General features: G+C 51.9%; 16 protein-coding genes. 11 read left to right on the forward strand and 5 right to left on the reverse strand.

Annotated elements, in window-relative coordinates; all coding sequences use genetic code 11:
* Position 1: 1 nt before the first annotated feature.
* Both ACK3CJ_RS01890 and ACK3CJ_RS01895 read left to right on the forward strand, forming a co-directional pair.
* On the forward strand, positions 2–280 hold the full coding sequence (locus tag ACK3CJ_RS01890) for a hypothetical protein (RefSeq protein ID WP_409524705.1): 279 nt from the start codon (positions 2–4) through the stop codon (positions 278–280).
* A gap of 512 nt (positions 281–792) precedes the next feature.
* Entirely contained in the window at positions 793–945 is a 153-nt protein-coding gene (locus tag ACK3CJ_RS01895) for a hypothetical protein (RefSeq protein WP_409524706.1), read from the forward strand.
* A 143-nt stretch (positions 946–1,088) separates the two neighbouring features.
* On the opposite strand, the gene ACK3CJ_RS01900 is transcribed toward ACK3CJ_RS01895, so the two are convergent.
* The gene (locus ACK3CJ_RS01900) at positions 1,089–1,706 is read right to left on the reverse strand and encodes a DUF6036 family nucleotidyltransferase (RefSeq protein ID WP_409524707.1); all 618 of its coding nucleotides are present in this window, start codon (positions 1,704–1,706) and stop codon (positions 1,089–1,091) included.
* A 165-nt stretch (positions 1,707–1,871) separates the two neighbouring features.
* Between ACK3CJ_RS01900 and ACK3CJ_RS01905 the strand changes: the two genes are divergently transcribed.
* A complete protein-coding gene (locus ACK3CJ_RS01905; protein ID WP_409524708.1) occupies positions 1,872–2,015 on the forward strand; it encodes a hypothetical protein in 144 nt (47 codons plus the stop codon).
* Positions 2,016–2,286: 271 nt separating this feature from the next.
* Here the strand turns inward: ACK3CJ_RS01905 and ACK3CJ_RS01910 are convergent, their stop codons facing one another.
* From ACK3CJ_RS01910 to ACK3CJ_RS01925, 4 genes are all read right to left on the reverse strand, one after another.
* Positions 2,287–3,318, reverse strand: coding sequence for a nucleotidyl transferase AbiEii/AbiGii toxin family protein (locus ACK3CJ_RS01910; RefSeq protein ID WP_409524709.1), 1,032 nt, complete (start codon positions 3,316–3,318; stop codon positions 2,287–2,289).
* Positions 3,311–3,940, reverse strand: a complete 630-nt coding sequence (locus tag ACK3CJ_RS01915) for a DUF6088 family protein (RefSeq protein ID WP_409524710.1) — start codon at positions 3,938–3,940, stop codon at positions 3,311–3,313. The genes ACK3CJ_RS01910 and ACK3CJ_RS01915 overlap by 8 nt, the downstream gene beginning before the upstream one ends.
* A gap of 402 nt (positions 3,941–4,342) precedes the next feature.
* Entirely contained in the window at positions 4,343–5,737 is a 1,395-nt protein-coding gene (locus ACK3CJ_RS01920; protein ID WP_409524711.1) for a TRAP transporter large permease, read from the reverse strand.
* Positions 5,738–5,739: 2 nt separating this feature from the next.
* Positions 5,740–6,291 (reverse strand): TRAP transporter small permease subunit, encoded by a 552-nt coding sequence (locus ACK3CJ_RS01925; protein WP_409524712.1) that lies wholly within the window; start codon positions 6,289–6,291, stop codon positions 5,740–5,742.
* Positions 6,292–6,542: 251 nt separating this feature from the next.
* On the opposite strand from ACK3CJ_RS01925, the gene ACK3CJ_RS01930 reads away from it, so the two are divergent.
* The 8 genes from ACK3CJ_RS01930 to ACK3CJ_RS01965 all read left to right on the forward strand — a co-directional run bounded on the left by ACK3CJ_RS01930 (position 6,543) and on the right by ACK3CJ_RS01965 (position 19,763).
* Positions 6,543–7,514, forward strand: a complete 972-nt coding sequence (locus ACK3CJ_RS01930; protein WP_409524713.1) for an ABC transporter substrate-binding protein — start codon at positions 6,543–6,545, stop codon at positions 7,512–7,514.
* Entirely contained in the window at positions 7,511–9,388 is a 1,878-nt protein-coding gene (locus ACK3CJ_RS01935) for an ATP-binding protein (RefSeq protein WP_409524714.1), read from the forward strand. The genes ACK3CJ_RS01930 and ACK3CJ_RS01935 overlap by 4 nt, the downstream gene beginning before the upstream one ends.
* On the forward strand, positions 9,385–9,816 hold the full coding sequence (locus ACK3CJ_RS01940) for a response regulator (protein WP_409524715.1): 432 nt from the start codon (positions 9,385–9,387) through the stop codon (positions 9,814–9,816). Before ACK3CJ_RS01935 ends, ACK3CJ_RS01940 begins: the two co-directional genes overlap by 4 nt.
* 75 nt (positions 9,817–9,891) lie before the next feature.
* The gene (locus ACK3CJ_RS01945; protein ID WP_409524716.1) at positions 9,892–12,762 is read left to right on the forward strand and encodes an EAL domain-containing protein; all 2,871 of its coding nucleotides are present in this window, start codon (positions 9,892–9,894) and stop codon (positions 12,760–12,762) included.
* Positions 12,763–12,884: 122 nt separating this feature from the next.
* The gene (locus tag ACK3CJ_RS01950; RefSeq protein ID WP_409524717.1) at positions 12,885–13,334 is read left to right on the forward strand and encodes a hypothetical protein; all 450 of its coding nucleotides are present in this window, start codon (positions 12,885–12,887) and stop codon (positions 13,332–13,334) included.
* Positions 13,335–14,837 carry a tripartite tricarboxylate transporter permease gene (locus ACK3CJ_RS01955; RefSeq protein ID WP_409524718.1) on the forward strand — a complete coding sequence of 501 codons (1,503 nt, stop codon included), beginning with the start codon at positions 13,335–13,337 and terminating at the stop codon, positions 14,835–14,837.
* A gap of 108 nt (positions 14,838–14,945) precedes the next feature.
* The gene (locus ACK3CJ_RS01960; RefSeq protein ID WP_409524719.1) at positions 14,946–15,902 is read left to right on the forward strand and encodes a Bug family tripartite tricarboxylate transporter substrate binding protein; all 957 of its coding nucleotides are present in this window, start codon (positions 14,946–14,948) and stop codon (positions 15,900–15,902) included.
* A 276-nt stretch (positions 15,903–16,178) separates the two neighbouring features.
* On the forward strand, positions 16,179–19,763 hold the full coding sequence (locus ACK3CJ_RS01965) for a hybrid sensor histidine kinase/response regulator (protein ID WP_409524720.1): 3,585 nt from the start codon (positions 16,179–16,181) through the stop codon (positions 19,761–19,763).
* Position 19,764 lies beyond the last annotated feature (1 nt).

Genomic DNA, 19,764 nt, shown 5'->3' on the forward strand with positions numbered 1-19,764 from the left:
GATGCCCGACTATTCTTTAATTGTATCTGTCTTATCTGGAATCTATAGCGCATCAGTTGGCTATGACGAGGAAGATGCTATCGGTGAGCTTAAAAAAGATTTGGATGAAAACGTGGGGTTCAGAGATGGGTTTAGAAAAGAGCTGAAAGAAGCGTTTTCTGATAAAAGCATTTCATGGAGAGATCTTCTGGCGCAGCATGAGGTCTTATTCGTCGATGACGAGGAGGTTGCTCGAGAATACGCGAAGAGAATCTTGTGGGACGTCGCTAACCCGTCGTAGCTGTTGTCCCGTTGTCCCGTTGTCCCGCTCGCTGTTGTCCCGTCCGTTGTCCGCAAGGCGGTTGGGCTTGTGAAAAACGATCAAGTTGATCAAAGAGTGACCGATTTTCCGTTAGAAAAGAGCGATGTGTTAACAGGGTGCTGCTTGAAAACTGTGATTTTGAGCAATCAGAAGCCACTTTTTGTGGCACTTGGCTGCTTTTGAGTACGACAAGCCCCTATCCTTAGCGGACAGTACATTTCGTGGGCTGCTTTTTAAAGAGCAGAGACTGGCTTGCTATGTCGGCGGCGCGTAAAACCCACGCAATGCCCCATGCCAAAGTGACACATAGCGCCAGTGTCGGGTCCGGGGTGGTTCTCCGAATTCAGCTATATGCTTGCAGTTCAGATGCTCAATCCGTGACGATGCCCAGTCGCATCTGCATAGGTCCGGGTCTGAAGAGGTAGCAGTGCTTTACGCAACGGGGCCGTCGCATCACTTAAGCCCCATCGTTTACCTGGAGAGTAACGTCCTTGGATAGGCGTATCGCTATTATCCAGCAGTTGTCGATGGAAGCGGCTAGTGAGTTCTTGGAGATGTCGAGCTGTATCACGGGGGCACACGGGGTACTGGCTAAGCAACTCAACAACGCAGAGCGTGCGCTGGAATTGTTCGCGGGGCATTAGAGTACACAGGCACTCTAACTCCATTTGTGAAGGGCGATAGCCGTGATACCAAAGCGCTTCGGCAAGCTGCTTTACATCATCCACACTGCTTTCAAGCGGACGTGAACCCACGCGATATAGTCGCTTTCGTGTGACGGAAGGTGTCATGCCCGCCCCCCTCTGTTGCGATAATCGTTTAGTACCACTCTAATGTTCCCTGACACTTGCCTTTGGTTTCCAACATAATAACTGATAGCTTCTCGGGCCAAGCGTTCAAACTCATTTATATCAACATACGGGAGTTGAAGTAACGATTGTATATCCTGCTGGTCTCGATCACCAAAACGACCAAGCTTCGATATGGCAACATCAATCGCACTCGCGATATACACCTCGACGTTTGGGATGCTGCTCTGTGTTACCAACCGGATGATGCGGTCTTCGTAATCTTCGTGTAAAGGGCCTAGCGTTGTATTGAAGCTGGAGTCCAGTTCCAGCACCTGCGACACCCCCTCTTCGTCAGCAAAAATGTACGCATCCTCATCAAGCAGTGCAATAACTTCTGATTTTTTGGCATAACCATGAGATGCAATCTCTGCGTCTATATCCGCACTACCTCGTGTTTGCGTGTGTATATGGACAGCACAACCACCGAAGACAATCACTCGAAAAACGCCCTTGTCACCGCAAGAAAATACTGGCTCCAATACATCGAAAAAAGCCACAAGTGCACGCCCTAACGCTGTTTTGGGCTGAATTGTCGGATAGCTATCCAGTCTCATATTAATGCTTGCCCCTATAAATCACATCCACAAACTTATCCTGCTGCCTGCTATTAAGTCACCTGAGCGTTTAAGAGATTAATCCGGCGTACAGACAGCCGTGCGTCCTCTGTCAGATGAAGTATACAGCATTAGGCTGGATGTCTATCTTGGTAGCTGCGGGTGATGCTGAAAACTATTGGTGGCATTTTCCATCTGCTGTCCGGTGAGATGACCGACGAGCAACACACCCGCTCCTCCTCATCCAGCTCGGTGGCAGCCACCAGTCTGCTGGTATTGGTGTCCCGTCCGCTGTCCGCGAGGCGGTAGGGTATGTGAAAACCGATCAGTTTGATTAAAGTTTGACCGATTATTCATTGGTAAAGAGCGATGCGGTAACAAGCTGCTGCTTGAAAACTGTCATTCTGAGCAACCAGAAGCCATTTTTTGTGGCACTTGGCTTTCTTTAGTAGTCAAAGCTTCCAGCATCTCGGAAATAAACTCCTGTTTACTTCAAGGCATGGAGCCAATCTGTTCTATCTGTTGTTGTAGTCTGGAGCACAGGGTCGAGCCTGTGCCAACGGTTTAAGCAGGGCTGTGCCTACCGCTGGTTTTTATCAGTTGCTTCATGATTGATGATCCGGTCTATCGCTGCAAGTTGCGCTAACATTGCCTCAAACGTCATAGGTAAGCCTGAAGGAAACATGTCATGCATTTTCTCCCAGTCCTTAGCCAGCAGTTCTCTAACCCCGTTCTCACCGGCTGACGGCATAATGAAAAGGCTTCCTGGTCGCGCTTCCTCCCATTTCGACGCAGAACGCCTGAAATACTTGGCTTTGTGCTCTACGACTTTTCTTAGCAAATCAATTTTATTGACGAAGTCGGGAAACTTTTGATGAATGGCCACCACATCATAAATATGCCGCGCCTGTCGATCGCCTAACTTGGTTGGTCCTCGATGGTTGATTTCATGCAGTGCGGTTATTTTTTCAAAGAATGTGCGATCGGCACCCAATACATCGACACTGCACGCATCTAAGTGGGGATCAATTTCCTCTAAAGCTATAGGGCATACCGTATGGGAGTCGGATGGTTCAAGGCCTGCCTTTCCACCGCACTCAATTAAGACCCTTTGGGTAACGTAACCACCGCCACGGTAACGACTTGGATAAAACACCTCGATATCCATGCCATTTCCCGTGGTGTTGATGGTAAAGCCGTCGTTGAGTTTCTGCAGTTCTGATTGTAGGAAGGGCACCATGACTGTGCTCACGGTGCGAATGGTTGCCTGTTCGAGGTCATCGACTCTGCGCTTAATCGCCGAATTACTCTCTTTGCCTGATGGCTCAGGATGGCCAAGAAAATTCATGTCTAACGACAGGTCTATGTCTTCTGACATGCGATTGATGCACCCAAAAACCTTGCTGAGTGTTGTGCCACCTTTGAACATAAAGGGAGTTGGCGTGTGCTGCGTATGCAAGGGTTTCAGTTTCTCAAACAACAGCTTCAGAACTAAGGTGACGTAGTAATCCTTTTCAATGACATAGGCCGGCAATCCGGTTCTAGTCGCTGCCGCTTCGAACAAGTCATCCTGATCGGTTGAGGACAAGGTGAACAGGAATGGCTCACTCATAAGCTTCCTCCAGCAGGGATTTAGCCCAGCTTATTTTGATTTCTGTTGCGGCCAACAATTTTTCTTGGGCCTTAAGTGAAAGGCGTTCAAAAGCCTTCCGAAAAGATGCGATCTCTTCTGTTGCCAGTTTCTGGCCTGCATATTCGAGAGCAACCCATATCTTTGCCGCCTGATGCTTCTCAGGTTTTGATAGCCCTTTAAGCTTTGCGGCAGCGTTTTCGAAACTTCGGCTGTGCCTAAAATGAATGACGGTCTTGCCAACAGTAATCGGCTCTATGCGCTTGGTCGTGACGTAGGCTGAAACCATACCTAGTTGAGTCGAGGCACCTATTTCGTTCAGCGCCGCCGCGCCGGCGGGGACAGCAAGAATATTGCGGTCCGCTTCTAGAGCAGCAACAATTTTCTCGGGTGAGGCGTAGACAATGCCAAATCGAGTTTTCTTCGGCCGCATCCAAAGCCCGCGATCAATAGGCATCACCACGTTGTTTTCTTTGAGAATTGCTAGGCTTTGCGATATCCGGCTTCCATGCCCGTTCAAGCGATTAACGAGTTGTTTGTGTGTGAACACGCTGCCATAAGTGAGATGCTTGATATACCCCTCCACTTCTTTAGCTATGTTCATAAGGTAATCCTCTTGATTTACGTGCCTTGTGGGGCAATTTCGATAAACAGATTGTACACCTTTCCTATCTGAAGATCAGCCACGAATTTTCTCCTTATTCGACATCACCGCACAGACCGACAACCACGTAAGTGGTGTCCCGTCCGCTGTCCACAAGGAGGTTGGGGATGTGAAAACTGTTACTTTGAGCAACCAGAAGTCATTTTTTGTGACACTTGGCTGTTTTTGAGTATGGTAGGCCCCTGTCCTTCGCGAACAGTACATTTTGGGATTGATTTTTAAAGGGCCGAGACTGGTGAGCTTTGACGCTAGCGCGTAAAGCCCACTCAACGCTCCATGCCACAAATCAGATCAAGAGCCCCGGGCTGCTCCAGTCACTGGGCGCCCGGGTTTGGTTTCAGGCTAAGAGCCGTAAATCAGATTAGGCAACCAGGTTACCAGCCCAGGGAAAGCCACCAGCAGCGCAATCACGAACAGCTGCAGCCCCACAAACGGCAGCACACCACGGTAGATATCCGAGGTTCTGACCGTGTTCGGTGCCACACCACGCAGGTAGAAGAGCGCAAAGCCAAACGGTGGTGTCAGGAAGCTGGTCTGCAGGTTCACCGCCACCATCACGCCCAGCCACACTGGGTGTACATCCATCATCAGCAGCACCGGTGCCGTGATCGGGATCACGATAAAGATGATCTCGAAGGTATCCAGAATAAAGCCCAGAACAAACATCAGCAGCATGACGAAGATGATCGCCCCCAGCTTGCCACCCGGCAGACTGTTGAGGAAGTCGCTGACCAGTTCCTCCCCGCCCATCATGCGGAACACCAGCGAGAAGACTGATGCACCCAGCAAGATGATGAAGATCATCGTGGTAGTGTTGGCGGTTGCCGTCATCACCTGACGCAGGTTCTGATAGGTCAGCTTGCGTCGGACTGCCGACAGCAGCATCGCGCCCACAGCCCCGACAGACGCGGACTCAGTCGGTGTTGCAATACCGGTCAGAATCGAACCCAGTACCGCAATGATCAGCAGCAGTGGCGGCAGCAGTGTCACCAGTACATCGCGGAACAGGCGTGCTTTCTCCTCGGCGGTCACTATCAGTGCCGGGCAGCTCTCGGGTTCACGGATCGCTTTATAGATCATCCAGCTCATGTACACGCCGATCAGGATCAGACCGGGAATGAACGCCCCGGCAAACAGATCCCCGACCGATACCGGTGTCGGCGCGAAGTTACCCTTGGCCATCTGTACCTGAGCATTCACACCGGACAGCATATCGCCCATGAAGATCAATACGGTCGAGGGCGGAATGATCTGCCCCAGCGTACCCGAGGCACAGATCACCCCGGTGGCCAGCTTGGTGTCGTAGCCTGCGCGCATCATCGCCGGCAGCGACAACAGCCCCATGGTTACCACAGTGGCACCGATAATACCGGTGGAGGCCGCCAATAGTGCACCCACCACGATAACCGATAACCCCAGACCACCACGCAGTGAGCCAAACAGGCGCCCCATGGTGATCAGCAGCTGTTCGGCAATCCCGGAGCGTTCCAGCATCATCCCCATGAAGATGAACAGCGGCACCGCCACCAGCACCTCATTGAGCATGATACCCATGTAACGCGGGGCCAGACTGGACAGGTTGGAGGGGTCAAACACCCCGAGAAAGTAGCCCAGAGTGCCGAAAAACAAAGACGTACCAGCCAGCGAGAAAGCGACCGGAAAGCCCAGCATAAGCACACCGATAATGGAGAAGAACATCAATAGGGAGAGGATCTCCCCAAGCAGTACCGGGTCCATATTCAGATACTCCCTTCATGATAGCGCAGGGATTCCGGCAGCAGATCTTCGCGATCCAACAATACCAGTACGCCGCGCAGGAACATGGCCAGTGCCTGCAGAGCGATCACCACAGCGAACACCAGCAGGAAACTCTTCAGGATATACAGCCCCGGCATGCCGCCGAAGTTGGCAGAGGCCTCCATGAAGCTCCAGGAGCGCTGCACATAGGGCAAGCCGTAGTAAAAGAGCACATAGACGAAGGGGCCGATGAACACGAGGGTGCCGAACATGTCTACCATCGCCTTGGTTTTGAGGCGGGCTTCACGATAGAAAATATCGACCCGGACATGGCCGTTTTTCAGCAGCGTGAAACCGGCAATCCCCATGAACATCATGCCGTTGAGCCAGACGTAGAGATCCTGCATCCAGACAAAGCCGGTGGAGAAGAAGTAGCGCAGGACCACAACGGTAAAACAGACCAGGACGATACCGAGCGAGAACCAGGAGAAGATCACTCCCAGTAGCTGGTTGATCCCGCATATCAGACGAACTAGAAGTGCTAATGCGCGCACTTTGGATTCCTCTTTACGTTGTTATTGTATAAGAATTCAGCGCACAGCCTCAGTCTGCAGTAACAGTCTGATACTGAGAGCCCAGTATTAGCGGCCAAGTGTATAACGATAACCTGCCCCATGCCATGACATTTGCCTCATCTGGTCTGACCAGTCATATTCCCCGGATTCTCCGGGATTTGTGAAGGTAGGTTTAAAACAGGCATTGGTGCTAGTATCAGATGAGGTAAATTTTCGACGGAAGGTGATCAGTGCGTTTGATTCTGATGTCCATGCTGTTAACCCTGCTGCTGCCTGGCTGTAGTGAGGTACCAGAACCGCCTCTGCGGCTGGGTATCAGCGCATGGCTCGGAAATGACCCGTTCATTCTTGCTCGTGATCTGGATATTCTCAAAGCGCCGACCGTCAGGGTTGTCGAGCTCAGCTCCATCGCAGAAACCAAACGTAATCTGCGTAATGGTGAGCTGGAAGCAGCCGCGCTGACCCTTGATGAAGCGTTGCGTCTGGTTGAGGAGGGCGTGGCGTTGCAGATTGTCGGTGTTCTGAGCCTGTCGGATGGTGCGGATGCGATTGTTGCCGGAAGTTCGATTCGTACGCTGCAGGATCTTCGGGGCAAACGGTTGGCACTGGAAGATGGTGCTGTGGGGATGCTCCTGATGCGGCGAATGCTGATGGTTGGTGGATACAGTCTGAGTGATCTGCACCTGCAGTATATGGAGGCTCCCCTGCATGAACAGGTGCTCAGGAGCGGACAGGTTGATGCCGTGATCACTTATGAACCGATGCGTAGCCGACTGCTGGCTGATGGTTACAATGAGCTGTTCAGTAGCGGCTGGATGCCGGGCGAGCTGGTGGATGTGCTTGTGGTACGCAATGACCTGTCGCCTCGCAGGAGGCAGTCGCTGGTTGATCTGCTGGTAGGGTGGGAGCGCGGCCTTGAGTATCTGAACAAACATACAGATGAAGCGGTTGAACTGCTCGTCAGGGGCTCTGAGCTGACACAGCAGGAGTATCTGACCGCCTTTAACGGTATCTATTTTCATAACATCAGAGACTCGGTGTCTTTATTGCAAGGTGCAGAGCCCGGTCTTGCTCAGGGATCGCGCTTGCTGGTCAATATCCTGATTGAGCAGCAGATGCTGGCCGAAATGCCGGATTGGTCATTGTTGCTTAACGCTCAGTACGCCAGGCAGGCCCAGCTCAGACGAGAGGGGCAGCCATGAAACCGGTTAAGTTGCTGTATCTGCCGGGGCGTGTACTGACTCCGTTACTGTTGGCATTTATTGCTCTGTCTGGTGCCTCTGTCCACCATCTTCTGGCGTTGAAGGCGGCGGAACGCTCGGTGATGGAGGAGGAAGTGGTCAGCCTGAAGGAGCGCCTGGGCATTGAACAGAGCACTCTGGAGACCTACCTCATGCTGGATGACAGGCAGATGGTTCAGCGTCGGGTGGCCGGTCTGGGGATGCGTCGACATATCTCATCTGCCTGGCTGATCGATCAGAATGAGCTGGTGGCCGGCTCGTTGATCAGAACTCAGCTCGAGCAGCCGCTGGCTGAGGTGCTGGAAAGAGCGCCTGCCGGGGTGGCTGAGCAGGTGGAACACTTTATCCGGCAACGACCACTCAGTGTGACCATAACCGCTGTGGAAGATCAGCGCTTACTGCTGTCTTACACACCGATCCATCCCGGCTACCATCTGATTCTGAGTAGTGATCTGTCACAGCCCCTTGCAGAAAGAGCGGCTCTGGCGCGTCAGGGTTCACTGCAGGTTGCGCTATTCTCTCTGCTGTTCGCCATGCTGCTGGCAGTGGTGTTGTATCTGGTATGGTTCAGGCGCAGCAGGAGATTGATCAACGCACTCAAGGCGATCGGGTCAGGTAATCTGGATGTCAGAACTGGCCTTTATGGATATGACGAACTTGCCGCGATTGGTCGTGCAGTCGATCAGATGGCGGTAGAGATGGGTTCCAGACGTGACCAGATTGAGCTGCTGGCAGAGCTGATAGGGCGATCGCCAGTGGTGGCGTTTGAGTGGAAAAACCTGCCAGACTGGCCGGTGAGCTTTGTCAGTGACAGCGTGGTTGTATGGGGTTATTCGACCCAGGATTTTTTGAACGGGAAGATCAACTTTATCGATATCATTCATCCGGATGATCTTGATCGTATCAAGCAGGAGGCGGAGGGGCACCTGAACTCAGGGCCTGATGACTACCGACAGGAGTACCGTATTGCTCGTCAGGATGGTGAGTGGATCTGGGTGGATGATCGTACCTGGCTGACTCGTAATGAGCTGGGGGAGGTGACACGTATTCATGGTGTGTTGCACGATTTTACCGAGCTCAAAGAAGCCGAAAATCAGGTGGCGCTGCTGGTGTCTGATCTGGAACAGAGGGTCGAAGAGAGAACTGAAAAGCTGGCAATGGCGAATAAGGAGCTTGAGGCTTTCTCCTACAGTGTTTCACATGACCTGAAAGCGCCTCTGAGGGGGATCGATGGCTACAGTCAGTTGCTGCAGGAGTCTTACGCCGAACTGCTGGATGAAGAGGGTAAGTATTTTATCGAGAACATCCGCGGCGGTGTGAAACAGATGCATCAACTGATAGAGGATCTTCTCGCCTATTCGAGAATGGAGCGGCGCTCATTGGAAGAGCGACTGGTCAATCTGAATGAACTGGTTTCTGAAGTAGTGGATCTCCAACTGGTAGCTGAAAACTATCCTGAAGTCATTGTGGATGTCGATGTGCCACCGATTCAACTGTTGGTCGATAAGGATGGATTGGGGCTGGTGCTGCGAAATCTGTTGAGTAACGCTCTGAAATTCACCGCTGGACGTGAGCAGCCCGAAATAGTGGTGGCAGCTCATCAGGAAAAGGAGCGTACTCTGATATCGGTTAAAGATAATGGTGTTGGTTTTGATATGAAGTATCATGATCGTATCTTTCAGATTTTTCAGAGGCTGCATCGACCTGAAGATTATGCTGGCACCGGTGTAGGATTGGCGCTGGTCAGTAAAGCGATGCAGCGCATGGGCGGCAGGGTCTGGGCAGAGGGCGCTGTCGGCAAGGGTGCTATTTTTTATCTGGAGTTCAGAACATGAGTCTGGATGTCACAACACAACCGATATTGCTGGTCGAAGATAATCCGGTCGATCTGGACCTGACTCTGAGGGCCTTCAAACGCAAGCGTTTTGCCAACCCAATAGAAGTGGCACGGGACGGAGAGGAGGCCTTGGCCTTCATCAAACGCTGGGAGGCGGGTGAACCTCTGCCAGTGGTGATTCTGCTGGATCTGAAACTGCCGAAAGTGGATGGTCTGGATGTGTTGCGTGAGATCAAATCACATCCGAAGCTGTGCGGAGTGCCCGTCGTGGTACTGACCTCCTCGGGAGAGGATCGGGATATTCAGACAGCCTATAAACTGGGCGCCAACTCCTATATCACCAAGCCGGTCGATTTTGCCAAATTCATCGAGGTGGCTGAACAGATCGAGCTCTACTGGTGTGTGCTCAACCAGCCGCAAAGGTAGTGTTGTATGGATAGCGTCATAAGGATAAGGCCATAAAAAGAGCGCCATAAAAGAGTGTCATAAAGGAAGCCTCGGATGCGTGTACTGTACATAGAGGACAATGCCGCGGATGCAGATCTTGCCAGACGGATGTTGGCGACCTCCCATCCGGAGATCAGTCTGACTCTGGCTGCCTCTCTTGCCGAAGGCCTGGAGCTATTGAGTTGCTCGGTGAATAGCTCAGTTGTGTTTGACCTGCTGCTCACCGATCTATCCCTGCCTGATGGTTCAGGTATCGAAGCGCTCACTTACGTCAGAGAAAATCGTCTGCCGATGGCAGTTGTAATCCTGACAGGTCAGGGCGATCATAACGCCACCATCGGTGCGCTCAAGGCCGGTGCCGATGATTATATCGTCAAACGTGACAGCTATCTGAAGAGACTGGCGCAGATCATGCTACAGGCCTCGATTCGCTATCGCACCAATGCGCTGCGCTCGCATACTCTGTTGCGTGTACTCTATGCCGAACATAACGCCTTTGATATTGACCTTGCCCGACGCCATCTTAAGCAGCATGCTCCCCAGATCAGATTGACAGCCGTCAGAGATGCGACCTCAGTACTGTCGCTGCTGCCCGTATCGGCGGATGAGCCGAATAGCTTTGACCTTCTGCTACTGGATTTCCGGCTGCCCGGCATGGATGGCCTTGAGCTGGCACGGATCATCCGCGATGAACGAAAACTGGAGCTTCCGATCGTGCTGATAACCGGTCAGGGTACTGAGGAGATCGCCTCGCAGGCGATCAAGCTCGGTGTCGATGACTATCTGGCAAAACATGACGGCTATCTGTATGAGCTGGCGGCGCTGATGCAGAAGGTGTTCCGCAGCGCTGAGCTGCTGCGCGAGCGAAAGCGACTGCTTGAGGTGAATCAGCGATTCTCGCACCTGCTTTCCGCCAGTCCGACGGTACTCTATAACCTGCGCATTCAGGATGGCTGTATCAGGGCGGTATGGATCAGTGAGAATCTGACTGAAATCACTGGGTATAGTGTCAGTCACGCACTGCAACCTGAGTGGTGGCAACAGACCTTTTTTCCTCAGGGAGTAGAGCACAACCAAGCGTTCAGCACTTTGCTCAGGCAGGGGAGTTGTACCATTGAACATCGGTTACCCCATGCTGATGGCACCTCAATGTGGCTGCGTCATGAGATGCGGTTACTGCAGGATGATCAGGGTGAGCTGTGCGATATTGTCGGCACACTGAATGATGTGACACAGCAAAAACGTACCGAAGCTCGACTCAGAGAGGCCGCCGCGGTGTTTGAGAACACCAGTGACGGTGTATTGATCACCGATCTGCAGTCACAGATTCAGGCTGTTAATGCGGCCTTCACTGAGATCACCGGCTACAGCGAAGAGGAGGTGGTGGGTTCAACGCCTGTCCTGCTTAAATCCGGGCGTCATACCTGCGATTTTTATCAGTCGATGTGGGCTTCACTGCTGGAAAGCGGAGCCTGGCAGGGGGAGATCTGGAATCGGCGTAAAAACGGCGAGCTTTATCCACAGTATTTGCGTCTTAACACCGTTTATGGGGAGCAAGGGAGGGCAACTAACTACATCGGCGTATTCAGCGATCTCAGCCATCAGAAACGCTCGGAAGCCCAACTGGAGCATCTGACACACTATGATCCCCTGACGCAGTTGCCTAACCGGTTATTGCTCTTGTCACGGTTGGATCACGCGGTGGAACAGGCACGACGCAGCGGTCATCATGTCGCCGCACTTTACATGGATCTGGATCGATTCAAAACGATCAATGACAGTTTCGGACATCCCGCCGGCGATGAGTTTCTCAAAGCGATAGCGATGCGTATCAAATATCAACTGCGTAAAGAAGACACATTGGCACGTCTGGGTGGCGATGAGTTCATGCTGGTCATGGAGGGTATTAACCATCCTGACCAGGCTGCAACAGTGGCTCAGTCGATACTGGATCTTCTGAAACAGCCAGTGAGCTTATCCACCGGACATGAGGTTGTGGTGGGGGCGAGTATCGGTATCAGTCTGTATCCCGAAGATGCCAGTAATGCGCTTGAGCTGGTGCAGTTTGCCGATACGGCGATGAATGTGGCGAAAAGCCGTGGACGAGATCTGCACTGCTTTTTCACTGAGGAGCTGACTCAACGGGCTCGCCAACGCCTGGAGCTGGAAAACGCTCTGCGCAGGGCGCTGGACAATGAAGAGTTTGTACTGCATTACCAACCGATGGTGTCGACAGAAACCGGCCAGGTGGTGGGTGTTGAAGCCTTGCTGCGCTGGGAGCTTGAGAGTGGTGAAATGCTGCCACCAAGTCAGTTCATTCCAGTTGCCGAGGAAACCGGTCTGATTCTGCCACTCGGGCGCTGGGTGATTCAGGCCGCTTGCCTGCAGATGAGTGTCTGGATCAATGCCGGATATCCGCTTCAGTTCATGTCGGTCAATCTGTCTGGTAAGCAGTTCCAGCGGGGAGGTCTGGATGCTGAAGTACAACAGGCACTTGCCAATGCAGCCCTGGATGGCAAGTATCTGGAACTGGAGCTGACCGAGAGCATTATCATGGATTATGCTGATCATTCGCTGGAAAGCATGAATGCACTCAAATCATCAGGTATTCATCTGTCGATTGATGATTTTGGTACCGGTTACTCCTCTCTGGCACATCTGAAAAACTTTCCGATCGATCGTCTTAAGATCGATCAGAGCTTTGTCAGCAGCCTGACAAAAAAGACCAAGGATCATGCCATTGTCTATACAATCATAAACATGGCTGATAATCTTGGGTTGGATGTCGTTGCCGAAGGTGTTGAAACGGCTGAACAGCTGGGGCTGTTGCGTGAGCTGGGTTGCGATATCTGTCAGGGGTATTACTTCAGTCGGCCGCTGGCCGCGAGAGATCTGGAACAATGGATGATGAACAATCTATCCTGATCGATAGTATCGGTTGTCCTGGATGAGTGTGTGATTATTCTATAACTGGTTATAAGGAGTAGCTTTTTTTCAGAATAAAAAAACTGGAATTTTATAATAATAATCAATGGATTGTATTAGTTATGATGAGAATTAATTTCTGGTCTGGTCTGGCAGCCACCGTATTCTCAGTGTTGTTGCTGACCTGGGTGATACCGCAATATGGTGGGGGCGGTTTCTCTTTTGGTTTGCCACCCCAGCTGGTCGCCTCAATCGGCGCCTGGGTTATCCTGCTGTTCGCGGGTCTACTTGTTGTCACCTCTCTTATCCATATGAAAAAGGCGAAAGAGCCTGTTATTGTGGGCGTCAGCCTTGCTGAGCTTTGGCATCATGTCTGGCCGTTTCTCTATGTTCTGATCTTCATCTGTCTGGCGATCTTCTTTCCATTGACCTGGATTGCGCCTTTTCTGATCGGGTTCCTGCTGTTTATTCTTGGTGAAAGACGCTGGACCATCTATCTGATCTGTACGGGTCTGCCCACATTGGGACTGTACATCCTGACCGTTTATCTGATGAGAATTGGAGTCGTCTAAGTGCCTGATTTTACTGCTATCAGCGACGCTTTTGCGATCGCACTGAGTTGGGAATCCATCTTCGTCATCTTTGGCGGTGTCCTGATGGGTTATATTGTCGGGGTTATTCCCGGATTGAATCGATCCGTTGCCATCGCGATTGCGATTCCACTGACCTTTTATATGTCACCCTATGCGGCAATCTCTTTTCTGATCGGCTTGTCCAAGGGAACGGCTGCTGGCAGTGCCGTGTCAGCCATATTGCTCAATACACCGGGTGAGGCGTCTTCAGCGGCCACTTGCCTTGATGGCTACCCCATGGCTCGTGATGGCCGACCACGTACGGCTTTGAAAATCGGCTTGTTGGCATCCGTTATCGGGGATCTGCTTGCAACATTGTTGCTGATTGGTGTGGCAATACCGTTTGCTGCGGTGGCACTGAAGTTCGGGCCTTATGAGTTGGCTGCGATTCTGGTGTTTGCACTGATCTTCATTGCCGGTATGGCGGGAGGATCTTTTCTCAAGGGAATGGCAGCCGGTGGTCTGGGAATTGTGCTGGGTACCGTTGGGCTCGATCCTGAAACCGGGGCGATGCGCCTGACATTTGGCTTTTATGAGCTGATGGAAGGGGTGCCGATTCTTCCTCTGGTGATCGGTACGCTGGCGCTGTCCGAGATGTTTGTGCAATTGGATGAGTATCGTCGTAACCGTAACCAGACCGCCATCAATCTGGGTGATTCTGAGAAGGATGACCTGAGCTGGAAAGAGTTCAAAACGACTGTGCCTACGATTCTGCGTGGCACGGCGATTGGTGCTTTTGTCGGTGCTTTGCCCGGGCTTGGTCCGTCGGTCGGCTCCTTTATGTCATATGGGGCAGCCAAACGAGCGGCGAAGGACCCGAGCACTTATGGCAAGGGCGATCCTCGTGGTATCGCTGCGGCCGAATCGGCAGATAATGCGGTGATTCCAGCAAGCTATATTCCACTGTTCGGTCTGGGGATTCCAGGCAGTGTCTCTGCGGCGCTGCTGGTGGGTGCCTTCATGATTCATGGCATTACCGTTGGCCCTCTGATGCTGCGCGAGCAGCCCGAGATGCTCTTCTCCATCTTCTCAGGCATGCTGGTGGCGAGTGTGCTGATGCTGGCGATCGGCTGGTATGGTCTGCGCGTTTTTGCCCAGATCACGAACATTCCACAGCATCTGGTCATACCGATCGTGATCTTTCTCTGTCTGGCCGGGATTCAGGTTCAGGGCTATGGCACTTTCGGACTGCTGGTGGTGTTTGGTTTTGCCATTCTGGGCTATTTTCTGAAGAAGTTTGACTACTCTTTCGTGACCTTTCTGGTGGCTTTCATCGTAACACCCATGCTGGAGCTGAATATGCGCCAGTCGATTATCCTGTCGGGTGGCGATGCTGCCATATTGCTGGAGCGGCCGATTGCGGTCGTATTTATCGTAGCTACTGTGTTGTTGTTGCTCCATTTTGTCTGGAGTGCGATGAGGCAGCGTAAAAAGCGGGCCTGACTCGCGAACACTTGGTTCGCGAAGACTTGGTTCGCAAAAACGTGGTCCGCGAAAACTGACTGCCTGGCAAACAGGGCAGATCTATAAAAAACCTACTGGGGAAACAGAATGAAAATTAAAAATATCTTCAAAACGGCATTATTATCAGGTGCTATTGCTTTGGGTAGCGTTGCTGTCCAGGCGGCTGACTTTCCAACTAAACCACTGAATATGGTGATCGGTTTCAATCCGGGTGGCAGTACGGATATTCAGGGCCGTGTGTTGGCTAATGTTCTGGGTGAGCACCTTGGACAGCAGGTCAATGTCATCAACCGTCCGGGCGCCGGTGGCGGTGTCGCTCTGGCACAGCTGGCCAACAGCCGTGATGAAGGCTATACCTTTGTTTTCGGCACTTCTTCCACCATCACTTTCGGCCCACTTGCTGCGCCAACTTCTTATGAACTGGACAGCTTCAACTATGTCGCCGGGATAACCCTGGGGCAATCTGCCATCGTCACGGGTGAAGGACGTCCTTTTTCGAGCTGGGCTGAACTGATTGAGTATGCCAAGGCCAATCCCGGCCTGAGTTATGCCACTCAGACCACGCTTGATCGTCTGTTGATTGATTACATTGCCAAGCAGGAAGGTGTCAGCTTCCGTATCGTACCAACAGCAGGAGGTGCCGGAATGGCGCCGCTGATTTTGTCTGGGGACGTTGATTTCGGCTACAGTGGCGGTACTCACTCCGGTTATGCTGAAACAGGCGAGATGCCTGTGCTGGTCAGTCTGGCGGATGAGCGTCTGGTCGCCTTCCCGGATGCGCCAACTTTGCGTGAATTGGGCTATGAGATAGATCCAGGCGAAATCCGCGTGGTGATGGTGCCGAATAATACGCCTTCGAGTCACATCACTCGTCTGGCTGAAGCGCTGGAAGCTGCAACCAGGGATCCACGCTTTCTGCAAATCACTGAAGAGCGGATTCTGATGCCCGTTGTCTATATTGAAGGCGAGGCAGTCAAAGAGCAGTTGGCTGGCCAGATCGAGAGTTACAAAAAACTGATCGAAGAGATGGGCGGTCTGAATTGATCATATAAGTAGCTGATTACAAGGTCTTTCTGTTCTGCCAATGCGTCTTTTTCCAGAGGGTGCAGCTTGAAATAAAAGCCGATTTACTCTAAACCAAAAGAGCAAGTTGGCTTTTTTTTTCATTTTTGCCAGATACTATTAAGTGCTGTTGGTGATATTTCGATAATTTATATTAGCAATAGCTGTAAAGCTTTCATTGTTGAGTTATAACAGATAGAGATGGAGTCGGTGCTTCAACCGAGAATTTTATTGTGTGCTTGAAACAGGGATGCAGGGATGTCAGTCGAGCAGTCAGACAAGCGCCAATCGCGCAGAGTCTCGATACGCCATAAACTGGTCAGTCACGTGCTATCGCTTTTACTCCTGGCGATCGGCAGCCTGTATGCTGGCATCTACTTTCTTGTTATAGACCCTGCAACGAAGGATATCTCTCAGGCGCAGGTCGAGCAGGTGGCAGACCGTGTTGAACTGGAACTGGAGCAGGTGTTCGGGACAGTCGAACGGCTTGTTCACTCTGGTCGGGAATGGATAGATAACGAATACCTGGAGCCGGCAGACTGGCCGACATTGAATACACTGTTAATGCCGGTTCTGTCGCACTCTGAGGAAGTGACTTCTGTGCTGTTTGCCACCGAGGAGGGAACCGAGTGGCTGCTGTTGAAACGACCGGATGGCAGTTGGACCAATCGTCTTACCGACCCCGAGGAGTGGCCTGCTCAGGTGCGCTGGCAGGACTGGCAGACACTGCATCAAACTCCCTTTACCCGTATGGAAACCCGCGATTACTCTCCTCTGCAGAGACCCTGGTTTACCGGTGCCATGTCTACTCCTGAGGGGCAGGTGCATTGGACAGCCCCGTATCGATTTTTGACCACAGGTGATCCGGGAATCAGTGCTTCAATGCGCTGGCAAAATCAGCAAGGTAAAACGTTGGTTCTGGCGTTTGATGTGATGCTGGCGGACCTGTCTCGATTCACTTCAGGGATCAATTTCGCTACTCAGGGCAAGACTCTGGTGCTGACCGACGACGGGCTACTGTTGGGTGTTCCGGCCGAGGAAAAAATTCTGAGTGGTAATGGTATTCGAGATGCAGTTTTGCAGCCTGCTGAAGAGATATTGAGCGGACCTTTGAAGGATGGTGTAAGCGGTTGGAAGGCTGAGGGCAAAACGTCAGGTCTGACTCATCGTTATCGCAGCGAAGGAGAGTTCTGGTTCAGGCATTTCAGTGCCTTTGATACGGGCGATCAGCGACTCTGGGTCGGTGTTTTTGCGCCTGAATCCGCTTTTATTCCGGGTGCCCAGTACCATCGTCAGGTGCTGTTGGTGATACTGGCATTCGTTCTGTTGGTCACACTATTTGTGATTCGGCACATGGCTGCGCGGTTTGCTGCGCCACTGCAGCAACTAGCGCTGGCCAGTGATCGTATCGGTGCTTTGGAGCTGACAGAAAGCGTTGAAATTTCGACGCAGATCAAAGAGTTCAGGCAGTTGGTGGATGCGCAAGAGCGGATGCGACGGATGCTTTATACATCCACCCACGAGCTGGAACAACTGGTTGCCGCGCGCACCAGCGAGCTGAATCAGGCACGCCAGGTCGCGGAGGAGGCGACAGCAGCCAAGTCCAGTTTTCTGGCCAATATGAGTCATGAAATACGTACGCCGATGAACGCTATTATTGGTTATGGGCATCTTGCGTTGCAGACCGATCTTGATCCACAACAGCAGGATTATATCAATAAAATCAATACATCATCTCAGTCGCTGCTCGGTATCATCAACGACATTCTCGATTTCTCCAAGATTGAAGCGGGCAAACTCTCACTGGAATCGACTCATCTTGATCTGCATGAGGTGATGGATAGACTCGCCTCGATTGTCGCTTTCAAAGCGAATGAAAAGGGCCTGGAGCTGCTGATCGATATGGCGCCCGATCTGCCCACAGGTTTGCGCGGTGATCCGCTGCGTCTGTCACAAATTCTGATCAATCTGGTTAATAATGCGATCAAGTTCACCGAAAAGGGCGAGGTGATATTGCGCATAAAGCCTGTCCGAGTCACTCAATCAAATGTATTGCTGGAGTTTGAGGTGGAAGATACCGGTATCGGTATCTCGCAGGATGAGCAGAAAAAACTGTTTCAGGCATTTTCTCAGGCAGACAGTTCGACGACTCGTCGCTTTGGTGGTACTGGACTGGGGCTGAGTATTGTGTCGAGTCTGGTCAACCTGATGGGAGGAGAGATACGGGTTGACAGCGAACCGGGTCGGGGCAGCTGTTTCACATTTACGGCCCAGTTTGAGCTGGCGAAAATCCATCAGGAGCCGGAAATGACAGTGCCGCGATCATTGCAGCGTATTAATGTGCTGGTCGTGGATGACAACGTGCATTGTCGCGAAATTCTGCTGCGCTATCTTGAACAATTTGGTTTTCTTGCACAGGGCTGTGTGTCTGGCGAGCAGGCTATCACGATTGTCACGGCTGCATTTCTGGCAGGTTCTCCTTTTGATCTGGTGTTGATGGATTGGAAAATGCCGGGTCTTGACGGTGTTGAAGCCGTGCTCCAGATACGGGATCAACTGCATGAAAATGCGCCTAGATTCGTCATGGTGACAGGCTATGGTCGAGAGGAGTTGATGACCGAAGCTCAGAATCTGGAGCTTGATGGCTATCTGACTAAACCGGTCAATCCCTCGACTCTATTTGATGCGATCATCAGTTCCTTCAGTCTTGATGTCGTGAAGGGGGGGCAGGAACAAAGCGGTAGTATCAAGGTAATGTCAGAGGGTATCAGGCATCGCGGCTTGCCACTGCTGGTGGTGGAAGATAATGAGATGAATCAGCAACTGGCGCGAGAGCTGCTGGAAACGGCTGGATTTCAGGTGGTGATAGCGGGAGATGGCGCCCGGGCCCTGGAATTGATTGAGCAGCAATCGTTTGCACTGGTGTTGATGGATCTGCAGATGCCGGTGATGGATGGTTTTGAAGCCACGAGGCGACTGAGAGCTGATCCGCGCTATGACACCCTTCCGATCATAGCCATGACCGCGAATGCCATGGCTGGTGATCGCGAGCGCTGCCTGGCTGCAGGTATGAATGACCATATTGCCAAGCCGATTGATCTGAATCAGCTGTTTGCCGTAATAAGAAATTGGTTACAGATTGATATTTCACAAGAGACACCGGGTACTGATGATGGTTTGGCAGGCTTCGAGGGGCTTGAAGGACTGGAGGGACTCGATCTTCTGGATGCATTGGAGCGCATGGGCGGCAATGCGCAGCTTTTGTTAAAAATGCTGCTGCAGTTTCGTGACAAACAGTTTGATATCGTGGATAAAATTACTTGTGCGTTGGCCGTCGGGGATAAAGCGCTTGCGGAGCGGTTGGCACATACATTCAAGGGCTTGGCCGGAAATATTGGAGCTGTGGAATTGCAACGGTTGGCAGGTGAGCTGGAGCAGGCTATTGCACAGAGTGATCATGAGCGTTGCGATCTGATTCTGCCAGAACTCGAGAGCAATCTGGCTGCACTGATCACTGTGCTCGGTCCCTTGAAGTTGAGCCCACCTGCTCTCGTGACAGATTCTGATGATGCAAACAACGGCCTTTTTGAAACAGGAACTCAGGATCAGGAGGCAGTTAAACAGCTGTTGCAGACACTTGATCAGCAGTTGCATGACGATGATACCCAAGCGCAGGCGACACTCCTGCAGATCCGGCAAGTTTATGGCACCGACAAGCATCTGGATCAGATAGAAAAGTCGGTTTCTCAGTATGATTTTGAGGCAGCTTTGCAAGCTTTGACTAAACTTATGGGCAGGCTGCTGGAGCGATCTCCCGGTGTGGGGGACGATAGGAGCGAATGAA

This window comes from Nitrincola salilacus (assembly GCF_046271865.1).
Taxonomy (GTDB): domain Bacteria; phylum Pseudomonadota; class Gammaproteobacteria; order Pseudomonadales; family Balneatricaceae; genus Nitrincola; species Nitrincola salilacus.

Bases quoted from the DNA above. Each gene is read 5' to 3' on its own strand.
- ACK3CJ_RS01890 (WP_409524705.1), top strand. From the start codon at position 2: ATGCCCGACTATTCTTTAATTGTATCTGTCTTATCTGGAATCTATAGC.
- ACK3CJ_RS01900 (WP_409524707.1), bottom strand. From the start codon at position 1,706: ATGAGACTGGATAGCTATCCGACAATTCAGCCCAAAACAGCGTTAGGG.
- ACK3CJ_RS01905 (WP_409524708.1), top strand. From the start codon at position 1,872: ATGCTGAAAACTATTGGTGGCATTTTCCATCTGCTGTCCGGTGAGATG.
- ACK3CJ_RS01910 (WP_409524709.1), bottom strand. From the start codon at position 3,318: ATGAGTGAGCCATTCCTGTTCACCTTGTCCTCAACCGATCAGGATGAC.
- ACK3CJ_RS01915 (WP_409524710.1), bottom strand. From the start codon at position 3,940: ATGAACATAGCTAAAGAAGTGGAGGGGTATATCAAGCATCTCACTTAT.
- ACK3CJ_RS01920 (WP_409524711.1), bottom strand. From the start codon at position 5,737: ATGGACCCGGTACTGCTTGGGGAGATCCTCTCCCTATTGATGTTCTTC.
- ACK3CJ_RS01935 (WP_409524714.1), top strand. From the start codon at position 7,511: ATGAAACCGGTTAAGTTGCTGTATCTGCCGGGGCGTGTACTGACTCCG.
- ACK3CJ_RS01940 (WP_409524715.1), top strand. From the start codon at position 9,385: ATGAGTCTGGATGTCACAACACAACCGATATTGCTGGTCGAAGATAAT.
- ACK3CJ_RS01945 (WP_409524716.1), top strand. From the start codon at position 9,892: ATGCGTGTACTGTACATAGAGGACAATGCCGCGGATGCAGATCTTGCC.
- ACK3CJ_RS01950 (WP_409524717.1), top strand. From the start codon at position 12,885: ATGATGAGAATTAATTTCTGGTCTGGTCTGGCAGCCACCGTATTCTCA.
- ACK3CJ_RS01960 (WP_409524719.1), top strand. From the start codon at position 14,946: ATGAAAATTAAAAATATCTTCAAAACGGCATTATTATCAGGTGCTATT.
- ACK3CJ_RS01965 (WP_409524720.1), top strand. From the start codon at position 16,179: ATGTCAGTCGAGCAGTCAGACAAGCGCCAATCGCGCAGAGTCTCGATA.